Source organism: Acinetobacter sp. H1(2024), from assembly GCF_046557555.1.
In the GTDB taxonomy this organism is placed as follows: domain Bacteria; phylum Pseudomonadota; class Gammaproteobacteria; order Pseudomonadales; family Moraxellaceae; genus Acinetobacter; species Acinetobacter seifertii.
On the sequence record NZ_JBKGFO010000006.1, the window covers coordinates 190,142 to 203,661 of the forward strand.

6 protein-coding genes are annotated in these 13,520 nt (G+C 38.3%); 2 read left to right on the top strand and 4 right to left on the bottom strand.

Annotated features, from left to right (window positions below; genetic code table 11):
* Nucleotides 1-39: 39 nt before the first annotated feature.
* The 4 genes from ACLCEG_RS15940 to lon form a co-directional block, all read right to left on the bottom strand.
* Nucleotides 40-1,149: an META domain-containing protein gene (locus ACLCEG_RS15940; RefSeq protein ID WP_410568273.1), complete on the bottom strand. Its 1,110-nt coding sequence runs from the start codon at nt 1,147-1,149 to the stop codon at nt 40-42.
* A 169-nt stretch (nt 1,150-1,318) separates the two neighbouring features.
* Nucleotides 1,319-2,095 carry a dioxygenase gene (locus ACLCEG_RS15945; RefSeq protein ID WP_410568275.1) on the bottom strand — a complete coding sequence of 259 codons (777 nt, stop codon included), beginning with the start codon at nt 2,093-2,095 and terminating at the stop codon, nt 1,319-1,321.
* A 112-nt stretch (nt 2,096-2,207) separates the two neighbouring features.
* The gene (rlmH, locus tag ACLCEG_RS15950) at nt 2,208-2,687 is read right to left on the bottom strand and encodes a 23S rRNA (pseudouridine(1915)-N(3))-methyltransferase RlmH (protein ID WP_002054393.1); all 480 of its coding nucleotides are present in this window, start codon (nt 2,685-2,687) and stop codon (nt 2,208-2,210) included.
* A gap of 299 nt (nt 2,688-2,986) precedes the next feature.
* Nucleotides 2,987-5,416, bottom strand: a complete 2,430-nt coding sequence (gene lon, locus ACLCEG_RS15955; RefSeq protein WP_004703041.1) for an endopeptidase La — start codon at nt 5,414-5,416, stop codon at nt 2,987-2,989.
* A gap of 788 nt (nt 5,417-6,204) precedes the next feature.
* Between lon and ata the strand changes: the two genes are divergently transcribed.
* Both ata and tpgA read left to right on the top strand, forming a co-directional pair.
* Nucleotides 6,205-12,402 (top strand): trimeric autotransporter adhesin Ata, encoded by a 6,198-nt coding sequence (gene ata / locus ACLCEG_RS15960; RefSeq protein ID WP_410568277.1) that lies wholly within the window; start codon nt 6,205-6,207, stop codon nt 12,400-12,402.
* A 60-nt stretch (nt 12,403-12,462) separates the two neighbouring features.
* Nucleotides 12,463-13,242 (top strand): trimeric autotransporter adhesin/peptidogylcan-associated protein TpgA, encoded by a 780-nt coding sequence (gene tpgA, locus ACLCEG_RS15965; protein WP_410568279.1) that lies wholly within the window; start codon nt 12,463-12,465, stop codon nt 13,240-13,242.
* The last annotated feature ends 278 nt before the right edge of the window (nt 13,243-13,520 follow it).

The window sequence follows — 13,520 nt, forward strand, 5'->3', positions numbered from 1 at the left end:
ATCCGATGCAAAAGCATCGGATTTTTTTTAGTCTAAAAATTATTTTTTAGGCTTTTTAACCATTTCTTGCTCTACAACCATATCTAACACATCTGCTTGGCTAGATTGATCTGCTGCTGGGTTTTTCACTTCAAAGCGTTTTACACGTAAAATTACGCGTTGGTTTGGATTGTGTTCAAAACCTTCGATTTGACCATAATATAATGACCAGTTTTTGTCGGCATAAGTTTTAACGCCTTTGTCATCATATTTAACTTCACGAACTTGCAAGCAAGTTTGTGGCGCAACACCCGTACAAGATTTAGTTTCTGGCGCTACTTCAAGAAAAACAGTTTTACCTTCAGACTGGTATTTTGCTTCAGGTGTCATTTTACCTGTGAACGTATATTTCTGACCTTGAGCATCAATGATTGTCAATGTTGGTTGATCGGCATTTGATGTATTAAGTTCAAATGGAATCGCACGTTTTTGGAACAGGCTGCTAGAGAATTGTTCCTGTTTCATTAATGCAGGTTCACACGCCATCATAGTCGACATTACATCAGCAGTTACGATGGTATTGTTTTCAACTTTCCAAGTAGTGCCTTGGCGGTTACAACCTGTTGCGATAGATAAACGGTCGTTTGTGAAGTTAAGAACAATCGGCTTTTTAGTATTTTCAGGTTGGTATGACCATGAATAATCAGTTAAAGCTTGAGTATTAGTTACTTTTACGCCTTGGAAAATATGCTTTTGACCTGCTTTATCTGTCACGCTTAAGATTACCTGACCATTGCTGTTACTAATTTCAATTGGCAATTTTGCTTCACTAAAGATGCTATTAGACAATTGTTCTTGTTTCATTAAATCGTCTTGGCAAGCCATCATTGTTGATGCAAGTGGAGAGGTTACAAGCTGGTTACCTTCAACTTTCCAAGTACCACCTTGACCATTACAGCCTGTGTTAATTGCTAATTTGCCGTCTGCATTAAAGTTAAGAACAAGTGGCTTAGATGCTTTTACATTTTGATAAGTCCAAGTATATTCACTTAGAGTTGCTGCAAGATTTTGTTGTTGCTCAGATACAATTGGAGCTTGAGTATGTGAAACTGTTTGACACGCCATCAAAGAAAAAGGTAATAACGCAAGAATTAAATATTTAATTTTCATTTAAAAACTTCAAGTAAAAAAACAACAGCACTAAGCTTAAAACATTCTTAAAAAAAGAAAATGTAAACATATGATTGTTTCGGTTTTTAAAATGTATAAGTTTGTAAATTATTCGAATTTTTAATAAAAATAATGCTATACCCCGCGAAAACGGGGTATTTCCTAAAAATTAATCAAAACGATATATATCCATACCTAATGAACCCATTGTGAAGCTGCTATGAACAATCGTAAAACGATGACCAGTTCCCATAGCGAAAAATAACGGTGCAAAATGTTCAAGCGTTGGATGATTACGTTTTATATAAGGCAGTGATTGCCATTCCAACACGCCATCGTAATCTTGATGTGAAAGCTTATTAACGACAGTATTTCTAAAAGTTGAAGCCCATTCAGGGACATTTGAATTGTCACCTTGCCAAGACAACTCAGCAAGATTATGGGTAATACTTCCAGAACCAATCAATAAGATTTGCTTTTCACGTAAAGGCGCAAGCGTTTGTCCAATTCGATAAATTTCCTGAGCACTTAAGGTCATCGGCAAAGAAATTTCAACAACGGGAATGTCTGCATCTGGATACATGTGTAAAAGAGGCATCCATACACCGTGGTCGCGAGGACGAGTACTATTGGCATGTGCAACAAAATGAGCGTCTGCCAATAACTTCAATATTTCTTCGGCAAGTTCGGGTTGACCAGGTGCACTATAGCGAATCTCGTATAACTCGGGCGGGAAACCACGGAAGTCATGCCATGTTTCTGGTCGTGTTGAACTACTTACTTCAAGTGCTTTACTTTCCCAATGAGCAGACATCACGATGATTGCTTTTGGAATTGGTAGATTTATACCAAGACGGTGTAAAGCAGGACCCACTTGTTCTGGATCAAGTGCAAGCATGGGTGAACCATGTGAAATAAACAGTCCGGGAAGGGTTTGTAGTTCCATTTCATTACACCTGAGTTGAAAAGCAGAATAGTATTCATTATGCCAAAATCAAGACATGTTAAAAGTATCTAGATTTCAACGGATTGTTCTTAAAATGAAACGGTTGTTCCATTTATGCGCGGTGATACGGATGGTTGTGATTAATACTCATTGCTCGGTATAACTGCTCAATTAATAAAACACGCACCAAAGGGTGAGGCATAGTTAGTTTTGAGAGTGACCAATGCCAAGCAGCAGCTTTACGTACCTGATCTGATAAGCCATCTGGACCGCCAATAGCCAGTGCGACATCATTTCCTTCAAGCATCCATTGTTTCATGGTGTCAGCTAGCTTTTCTGTGCTGAGTTCACGGCCACCCACCTCTAAAGCGATGAGTGTCTCGTTTGGTTTTAACGCATTTAAAATACTTTCACCTTCAATTTGACAGTATTTTAAAATATCCGCTTCCGAGTCATTTTTACCGCGTTTTGCCATTGGAAGTTCAATCACTTGAGTCTGGACAAAAGGCTGGATGCGTTTGAAATAATCTTCAAAACCAGTAAGTACCCAAGCAGGCATTTTTTGACCAATGGTCAGAATACGAATTTTCATGTGGTCTATTCAGTCAAAACGGCTGACACATTATACCTGAGGAGATGATAACCGCGGGGTGCAACTGGGCATAAAAAACGCAGTCCAAAAAATGGTGTTGGACTGCGATCAAATGATCATCTGTCTGGAGTTCAGATGACCATAGAGAATAAAAACAAGGCTATCTGTAACATAAGATAGATAAGAGTAAATAATAAAATTAATCACTCTTACTTCTTATTATGAGGATGGTTGGATATTTTTCAATCAAATTATGTAACAAAAAAAGAGAGCCGAAGCTCTCTTTTTTTATTTTTCAATTAGTGACGCGCTGCTTTTGAACCTTCTACCGGTTTTACAATCGGTGTTTTGGGTAAAGGCTTTGGCATTGCAGTTAATGCTAAAGGTAAGATTTCATCAATGCTTTTCACAGGTTTGATTTCTAATCCTTCTTTAACATTGTCAGGAATCTCTGCCAAATCACGAACGTTATCTTGAGGAATAAAGACAAGCTTAATTCCACCACGATGTGCAGCAAGAAGTTTCTCTTTCAAGCCACCGATACGCATCGCACGACCACCAAGACTTGTTTCACCTGTCATTGCGATGTCTGGACGAATCGCAATACCAGTAAATGCTGATACAAGTGCAGTTGTTAATGCCAAACCAGCAGATGGACCATCTTTTGGAGTTGCACCTTCAGGTAAGTGAACGTGTACATCAGTTTCTTCAAAACGAGACGCTTCAATACCAAGTTCATCAGCACGTGTACGTACTACAGTCATTGCTGCGGTAATCGATTCTTTCATTACGTCACCGAGTGAACCAGTTGTAATAAATTTACCTTTACCTTTAACAGCTGCAACTTCAATAGTAAGTAACTCGCCACCTACAGAAGTCCATGCCAAGCCATTTACACGGCCTACTTGTGCTTCATCTTCAGCAATACCAAAGTCAAATTTGTGCGGACCTAGATATTCAGGAAGATTGGCAGAGGTAATGTCAAGCTGTAAGTTTTTAGACTTTTTACTTACCGCTTCTTTTACCACTTTACGCGCAATTTTAGAGACTTCACGTTCTAAACTACGAACACCAGCTTCACGTGTATAGCGTTGAACAATGTCACGAATCGCTTCTTCATGAATTGTTAACTCTTTTGCACGTAAACCGTTGTTCTTAATTGCTTTAGGAACAAGGTAACGTTCAGCAATGTTTACTTTTTCATCTTCGGTATAACCCGGTAGACGAATGACTTCCATACGGTCCAGTAACGCTTCTGGAATATTCATACTGTTTGCAGTACAGATGAACATGACTTCAGAAAGGTCAAGATCAAGATCTAAATAGTGATCGTTGAACTTACTGTTTTGTGATGGATCAAGTACTTCAAGCAATGCAGAAGCTGGGTCACCACGGTAGTCTTGTGCCATCTTGTCAATTTCGTCGAGTAAGAACAATGGGTTCTTCACGCCAACTTTTGTTAAAGACTGCACAATTTTACCCGGCATCGCACCTATATAAGTACGACGGTGTCCACGAATTTCTGCTTCATCACGTACGCCACCAAGCGCCATGCGAACAAATTCACGACCTGTTGCTTTAGCTACTGATTCACCGAGTGAAGTTTTACCAACCCCTGGAGGACCTACTAAACACAGGATAGGGCCTTTGAGTTTTTTCACACGTGATTGAACAGCTAAGTATTCAACAATACGGTCTTTAACATCATCAAGACCATAGTGGTCAGCATCAAGAATCTCTTGTGCTTTTGCTAGGTTAATACTGACTTTGCTCGCTTTGTTCCACGGCGTATCTAAAATTACTTCTAGATAGTTACGTACAACGGCAGCTTCACTAGATGCTGGCTGCATTGCTTTAAGTTTACGGAACTCAGCTTCAGCTTTTTTGCGTACGTGTTCAGGTAAATCAGCTTCAGCAAGACGTTTCTCTATTTCAGCAACGTCATCTTCAGCACCGCCATTCATATCGGAAAGTTCACGTTGAATAACTTTCATTTTTTCATTCAGAAAGTATTCACGTTGGTTCTTTTCCATTTGGCGTTTTACGCTGTCATGTAAAGTTTGCTCAATTTGCTGTTCAGCAGATTGATTCATCAAGTAGTTCATTAACTCTTGCAAATGTGCTTCAAACTCATCGTGCTCTAAAAACTTCTGTTTAATTTCAATATTTAGAGGTACACGAGTTGCTACGAAGAACATAAGTTGCAATAAGTCTTCGATTTTATTGGCAGCAGCAACTAGTTCACGTGCATTACGTAATTTTGCTTCTGCATATTGAGCAAATAAGTTACGTAACTCTTGTAAACGAGTTTCTTGAGTTGCCTTATCTACATTAATAGTCATTGGACTTAGATCATGTTCAGCAGTCAAATAACTATCTTCATCGATAATTTTTGTGAGCTTAGAACGATGTAAGCCTTCAATAAGTACTTTAATGCAGTTTTCATCATTTTCATGATTAACTACTTGTACAATCTTAGCGACTGTACCGTACTGGTATAAATTGTCGTGATCAATTTCTTCTGTAAGCGAATCTTTTTGCGCAACTACAAATACTAAATTGTCACTGTTACGAGCCACATCAACTGCATTGATCGATTTTTCACGACCCACGAATAGCGCAATTTGCATGTGTGGATAAACCACGACATCACGTAAGGCTAATAGTGGTAATACACTTGGAACCTGAGGCTCTAAGTCAGTTTTTTCATTCATAATAAGTTCAGACATGGGCACTCCTAATGAGTGACAACGAGGTTGCCATGTTTTTTATAGTGATGTGTATTTCAAAAATTACAAGGGCATGACAATAGAAAATGTTGAAAAAATGACTAATTTAGTCAACTTTTTTTTAAAAAAGTTATGAATCAATAGATTAATTCTTAAGAAGAATAAAATTTTATAGTTAAGCTAAGCATTTTTACTTAATAATTAGTCTTTGCCGTACAAGTAAGGAAATCAGTTTTCGAAACAAATGTTTTGTTTAGTTTTATTTTATAATAAGTTTTTTTATTAAGTATATTTAAAAATTTATTTATTTTATAATTTATTATGAGTAGAATAAACACACTATTATTTATAATATACAGCTGTATTTTAAATGGGTGATTATTGCTGAATAATTATATTAATAATGATATTTATTTTAGAGTTAATATTATATTTTTATAATATACAGATGTATTTTAAAATGTATCTGTTTTTATTAATTTTATAAAAATTAATCATATATTTAGAGTTATTATTCTATTTTAAAATAAGTTTACTTATTTTTAACAAAAACAAAACACTTTGTCATTAATTAAATTTTTATTTATTAAATTCAATAAATTAAAATTAATTATAAAAATATAATTTGTGATTAAAATCACAATTTTTCTTATCGTTATTTTATTTTTATATTTACCCTTTAGATTTATTCAATTAGGATGCCGCCTCTTTTTTTGGGCCGAAAATTTTAAAAATGTATTTGTACATTTTTATTGGTCTTTGAGTTTGGTATTTGTCTGAGAAGTTTTATGAATAAAGTTTATAAGGTCATTTGGAATGCTTCAATTGGAGCATGGGTTGCAACATCTGAAATTGCAAAAGGTAAAACAAAGACTAAATCAAAAACTTTAAATGCATCAGCGATTATTTTAACTAGTTTAATTAGTTTTACGCCAAATGCTTTTGCAGGGACAAATACCGAGGGTGGAGTAGGCCAAGGAACATCTATTTCAGGAACAACTTCTTGTCGTGAAGGAAATGCGAGTACTGCCAATGAAAAAGATGTTGCTATTGGTTGTGGAGCCCAAACTCAAGACCGAACAGGCTCTAACATCGCAAACCGTAACAATCCTTATAATAATTCTACTGGTGCTTATGCTGGTGCAATGAAACAAGGTGGAGCAATCAGTGTTGGTACTGGCGCTGTAGTTGAGAAAGGTTTAGGTACTGCAATTGGTTCTTATGCGACAACTCAAGGTATTTCAGGTGTAGCAATTGGTACAGGTGCTTTATCTTCTGGAAACACTGCTCTTGCGGTTGGGCGCCAATCTGCGGCGACTGCCGATTTTTCTCAAGCCATTGGTAATGTTGCAGCAGCTACAGGTAAAGGCTCTTTGGCAATTGGTCACTCCGCAACGGCAGAAGGTTACCGTTCAATTGCAATTGGTTCACCAGATATTGAAAACGCTGACCCAGTTGCGGGGCAAGCTGGTGCTGCTTATCAACCTAAAATGGCAACAAAAGCAACGGGTAAAGACTCGATTGCGTTTGGTGGTGGCGCAGTTGCCACTGAAGAAAATGCTTTAGCGATTGGTGCATTTTCAGAATCTAAAGGTAAAAAGTCTGTTGCGATTGGTACAGGCGCAAAAGCACAAAAAGATAATGCTGTTGTGATTGGAGACCAAGCTGAGGCTACTTTTGATGGTGGTGTAGCAATTGGCAAAGGTGCACGTTCAGAAGCTGAAAATAGTATTGCTGTAGGTAAAGATTCAAAAGCAGTCCAAGCTACAGGTGAAAGTTTCTTAACTAAACAATCAGCTCCAACTGGTGTTTTATCAATTGGTGATGTGGGAAGTGAGCGTCGTATTCAAAACGTGGCAGATGGTTCAGCAGATTCGGATGCTGCCACCATACGTCAGTTAAAAGCGGCTCGTACTCACTATGTGAGTATCAATGATAATGGTCAGCAAGGTGGCAACTTTGAAAATGATGGGGCGACTGGACGTAATGCAATTGCTGTGGGGGTGAATACTTCTGCTACTGCTCGTGATGCAATGGCGATTGGTGGATATGCACGAGCAACGGGAATTGGTGCAATTTCAATGGGTAGTAGCAGCCAAACGGTTGGCAGTGGTGATGTTGCGATTGGCCGTAATGCTTCGACAAAAGGTGCAGAAGGGACACCGTCTGGTTATAGCAATCAATCAATTGCGATTGGAGATCAGACTAAAGCAATTGGAGATCAATCGATTGCGATTGGTGCCGATGTCATTGCAAGAGGAAACTCTTCTGTTGCCATTGGTGGTGATGATGTAGATAAAATTGCCCAAGATGCCGAGTTGAGTAAAACCTATACAGAAATTACGGGTGGTGTACTTAAAGCAGGTAAGTATCCGACAACTGAAGCGAATCACGGCTCAACTGCTGTAGGTACTCAAGCTGTAGGTACTGGTGCATTTTCATCGGCTTTCGGTATGACATCTAAAGCAACTGGTGATGCTTCATCTGCTTTTGGTGTGATGTCTAATGCTTCGGGTAAAGGTGCTGCTGCATTTGGTGCTGTTGCTCAAGCAACAGGTGATGGTGCATCGGCAATGGGTATTAACTCATTGGCATCGGGTACAAACTCAACAGCAATTGGCTCTGGTAACAAACCGGGTGAAGGGGCAAAAGCGACTGGAAACAGTGCAGCTGCAATTGGTAGTGGTGCTCAAGCAACAGGTGATAACTCGGCTGCAATTGGTAAAGGGGCTGAGGCTACAAATGAAAATGCTGCTGCTGTCGGCGGCGGTGCAAAAGCAGCTGGTAAAAATGCTGCAGCTATTGGTGGTGGTGCAATTGCCGACCAAGAAAATGCAGTTGCAGTTGGTCAAGGTGCCCAGTCTTTGGTTGAAGGTGGTGTCGCTTTAGGTGCACGTAGTAAAGTAGAAGCTAAAAATAGTGTTGCTTTAGGCCAAGATGCTGTAGCAACCGAAGCGACAGGAAGCTCTTTCCTGACCAATCGTGATGCTTCTAAATCTAATGGTGTTATTTCTGTTGGGGCGGCTGGAAAAGAACGCCGTATTACCAATGTTGAAGATGGCTCAGCTGACTCAGATGCGGTAACAGTACGCCAGCTTAAAAATGTTGATGGACGTGTAAATCAAAACGCGAGCAATATTAGTAAAAATGCTCAGAATATTACCAATGTAAATCAAAAGTTAGATGATACAAAAACTGACTTGGGTAACCAGATTACTGATACCAATATTAAGTTAAACAATACCAAAGATCAGTTAACAACTCAGATTAATGACACTAAAACTGAGTTAAACAACACGATTGGTAACACCAAAACTGAGCTGAATAGCAAAATTGATAACACCAAGACCGAGCTTGAAAACAAAGGCTTGAACTTTGCTGGTAATAGCGGTGCAGATGTACACCGTAAGCTTGGCGAGAAGCTCAATATTGTAGGTGGTGCAGTTGCTTCTACACCAGCTTCAAAAACAAGCGGTGAAAATGTTATTACCCGTACCACTCAAGATGGTATCCAGATTGAACTGTTAAAAGACTCGAAGTTTGACAGTGTGACTACTGGCAATACCACTTTGAACAACAATGGCTTGACGATTAAAGACGGTTCAAGCATTACTAAAGACGGTATTAATGCTGGTGGCAAACAAATTACCAATGTGGCTGAGGGTGTAAATGCTAAAGATGCAGTGAATGTTGATCAGCTCACCAAAGTAAAAGAGAGCTTAAATGGCAAAATCACTGATACGAATAATCAGTTAAATGATGCGAAAAAAGATTTGGGTAATCAGATTACCGATACCAACACCAAGTTAAACAATACCAAAGATCAGTTAACGACCCAAATTAACGATACTAAGACTGAGTTAAACAATACGATTGGTAACACCAAAACTGAATTAAATACCAAAATTGACAGTACCAAGGTTGAGCTTGAAAACAAAGGCTTGAACTTTGCTGGTAACAGTGGAGCAGATGTCCACCGTAAACTTGGTGATAAGCTCAATATCGTAGGCGGTGCGGATGCTTCAACTCCAGCTTCAAAAACAAGCGGTGAAAATGTCATTACCCGTACTACCAAAGATGGTATTCAGATTGAACTGTTAAAAGACTCGAAGTTTGACAGTGTCACTACTGGCAACACGACTATAAACACAAATGGTTTGACGATTAAAGAAGGTCCAAGCATTACTAAAGAAGGTATTAATGCGGGTGATAAGAAAATTACCAATGTTGCCGATGGCATAAATGCTAAAGATGCAGTGAATAAAGGTCAGTTAGATGATCTTGCTGCCAAGCAAAATGCAACTGATGATGCTGCAGTGAAATACGATGATGCAAAAACCAAAGATAAAGTCACCTTAAAAGGTAAAGACGGCACGGTTTTAGATAACGTGAAAGCAGGCAACATTTCATCGACTTCAAAAGAAGCGGTAAACGGTAGTCAGATTCACAATATTTCAAACAGTATTAAAAACAGTATTGGTGGAAATACAGTTGTAAACCCAGATGGTAGCCTGACGACCAATAATATTGGTGGAACAGGTAAAAACAACATCAATGACGCAATCAAGTCTGTAGATGACAAAGTCACAAACGGTATTAAAGATGTTGAAAACAAAGGCCTGAACTTTGCTGCCAACAGTGGAGCAGATGTCCACCGTAAACTTGGTGACAAGCTTAATATCGTAGGCGGTGCGGATGCTTCAACTCCAGCTTCAAAAACAAGCGGTGAAAATGTCATTACCCGTACCACACAAGATGGTATTCAGATTGAACTGTTAAAAGACTCGAAGTTTGATAGTGTGACTACTGGCAATACCACTTTGAACAACAATGGTTTAACTATTAAAGACGGTCCAAGCATTACTAAAGAAGGTATTAATGCGGGTGGTAAACAAATTACCAATGTTGCCGATGGCGTAAATGCTAAAGATGCAGTGAATAAAGGCCAGTTAGATGATCTTGCTGCCAAGCAAAATGCAACTGATGATGCTGCAGTGAAATACGATGATGCCAAAACCAAAGATAAAGTTACCTTAAAAGGTAAGGACGGTACGGTTTTAGATAACGTGAAAGCAGGCAACATTTCATCGACTTCAAAGGAAGCGGTAAATGGTAGCCAGATTCATAATATTTCAAACAGTATTAAAAACAGCATTGGTGGAAATACAGTTGTAAACCCAGACGGCAGCCTGACGACCAATAACATTGGTGGAACGGGTAAAAACAATATTAATGATGCAATTAGTGAAGTAAAAAATACTGCGACTAAAGCAAAAACGACTGTAACTGAAGGCGACAACATTGTTGTAAAACAATCTGTTAATAAAGATGGTAGTGCTAACTACGAGGTAGCGACCAAGAAAGATCTAACTTTAGATAGCGTTACTACAGGCGATAGCATACTTACTAATGATGGCTTAACCATTAAAGATGGTCCAAGCATGACTAAAGACGGTATAAATGCTGGTGGTAAGAAAATTACCAATGTCGCGAACGGTGTAATTGCACAAAATTCTAAAGATGCTGTAAATGGTGGTCAGGTACATAACATCTCAACAAGTATTAAAAATAGTATTGGTGGAAATACTATTGTTAATCCAGACGGTAGTCTGACCACTAACAACATTGGTGGAACAGGTAAAAACAACATCAATGACGCAATCAAGTCTGTAGATGACAAAGTCACAAATGGTGTAAATGACTTGACCCAAAAAGGGCTAAATTTTGGTGCAAATGACCAGAAAGCAACTCAGGGTAAAGCTGTCCACCGTAAGCTTGGTGACACCATTAATATTGTAGGTGGGGCTAATTCAGAAACTGCTGAAGATAAAACCAGTGGCGAAAACATTATTACTCGTACTACACAAGATGGCATCAAAATCGAGATGCTAAAAGATGTGAAGTTCGACAGTGTAAATGTTGGTGGTCATGTTTTGAATCAGCAAGGTCTTATCATTAAAGGCGGTCCAAGTATCACAGTAAACGGCATTAATGCAGGTGGTAAGCAAATTACCAATGTTGCAGATGGTGTTAATGCAAAAGATGCAGTGAACAAAGGCCAGTTAGATAAGCAAATTAATGAAGTTAAAGATCAAATTGGTAAAGATATTGGCAAACTTTCTGATCATGCGGTGCAGTATGACAAAGATAAAAATGGCAATGTTGACAAAAACTCAGTCACTTTAGGTGGTGGAGATAAAGGTACCAATCTGAAAAATGTAGCTGATGGTAAAGTTGCTGAAGGTTCTAAAGACGCCGTAAATGGCGGACAATTATGGAATGTTCAAAATCAAGTCGATAAGAACTCGAATGATATTAAGAACATTCAAAACAACATCGACAACATTTCTAATGGTAAAGCCGGTTTAGTTCAACAGCAAAAACCAAATGGTGAAATCACGGTCGGTAAAGACACAGGCGGTACTAGCGTAAATATGGCTGGTAAAGATGGTGATCGAGTTGTCCAAGGTGTGAAAGATGGCGAGATTAAAGCTGGTTCGAACCAAGCCGTAAATGGTGGTCAGATTCACAATATTTCAGACAGTATTAAAAACAGTATTGGTGGAAATACAACTGTTAATAGTGATGGTTCAATTACGACTAAAAACATTGGTGGAACGGGCAAAGACAATATTAACGATGCCATTGGTACCTTAAATCAGTCGAACCAAGAATTGGGTAATAAAATTACCAATCTGGGTGATCAGTTACAACAAGTGTTCTATGACACCAATAAACGTATTGATGATGTTGAGAAAAAAGCCAATGCGGGTATTGCCGCTGCGATGGCCTTGGAAAATGCGCCGTTTGTAGCAGGTAAATATACCTATGCTGTAGGTGCTGCATATCATGGTGGTGAGAACGCAGTCGGTGTGACCTTACGTAAAACATCTGACAATGGTCGTTGGTCAATCACCGGTGGTGTGGCAGCAGCATCCCAAGGTGAGCCAAGCGTTCGTATTGGTATTAGTGGTGTTATTAACTAAGAAACTGGTTAGGAGAGTAGCAATGCTCTCCTTGCTCGACAGATTAAAGAGATTATAGAAATGAATAAAACAATCCAAAGCTTGGTCGTAGCAGCTTTTGCTGGTTTCGCGGTAACAACTTATGCAAATGAACCAACTCAGCCACAGGAAATTCATTTTCCAGCGATTGAAAAAAGTTATTTGAAACAAGTAAAACGCTATGAATACCAAGATGTTGCTCGTTTAGACCAAGGACTAAATAAAGACCAAATTCGAGCTTTATTGGGAAATCCGCAATTTAGTGAAGGGCTTTTTGCAGTAAAAGTTTGGAACTATGTGCTAGATATCCGTGTTCCTAACACAAATCAGTACCAACGTTGCCAGTTACGTGTTGATTTTAATAAGCAATACTTAGCAGACCGCTTATCTTGGAAAGGTGAAGCATGTGAAGGTTTAGTTGCTTGGGGTGAAAATAATCAGGCATCAGCATATAGCACTGTAATTGCAGATCGTACATCAAGCGTATTATTCGCTTTTGATCGATTTGATGTTAATGCTATTGAAGAGGGTGATGATAGCATTATCAAAATTGCTGAGCAGATTAAGAAAAGCCAAACAACAAATCCTATTATTGTTTCAGGCTTTACAGATCGGTTAGGCAAATTTAGTTACAATCAGCAATTGTCATCACAACGTGCTAATACGGTTGCTAAATTATTGGTACAACAAGGTATTGAAGCAAGCCGAATACAAATACAGGCAAATAGCCAGACCGATTTATACAAGCAATGTAGCGGTAACAATAGTTCACAACTTATTCAATGTTTAGCACCAAATAGACGTGTTAATATAAGTTGGTAAAACGGTCTGTCACGGCAAAGTAATCATCCATAGGGTGGTTACTTTTTCGTTTTTAAGAGGCTAAAAAACCAAAAAAGGATATACTTAAATTTTTATATAAAAATCATCTTTCAAAATTATAAAAGTGTGGTGAGGTTAGTAAGTCATTTAATTTTTGAATCTACCTTTCATGTTTCAAAGAATATCTTTACCAATGAGTTATTAAAAAAATTATTTATCGAAATCATTAAAATTTTTTTAATGAAGTAAAACGATAGTTTTTAAATATAAATTTAAAC

Excerpts from the sequence above, each read along its gene's own strand:
- ACLCEG_RS15940 (WP_410568273.1), bottom strand. The coding sequence starts at position 1,149 with ATGAAAATTAAATATTTAATTCTTGCGTTATTACCTTTTTCTTTGATG.
- ACLCEG_RS15945 (WP_410568275.1), bottom strand. The coding sequence starts at position 2,095 with ATGGAACTACAAACCCTTCCCGGACTGTTTATTTCACATGGTTCACCC.
- rlmH (WP_002054393.1), bottom strand. The coding sequence starts at position 2,687 with ATGAAAATTCGTATTCTGACCATTGGTCAAAAAATGCCTGCTTGGGTA.
- lon (WP_004703041.1), bottom strand. The coding sequence starts at position 5,416 with ATGTCTGAACTTATTATGAATGAAAAAACTGACTTAGAGCCTCAGGTT.
- ata (WP_410568277.1), top strand. The coding sequence starts at position 6,205 with ATGAATAAAGTTTATAAGGTCATTTGGAATGCTTCAATTGGAGCATGG.
- tpgA (WP_410568279.1), top strand. The coding sequence starts at position 12,463 with ATGAATAAAACAATCCAAAGCTTGGTCGTAGCAGCTTTTGCTGGTTTC.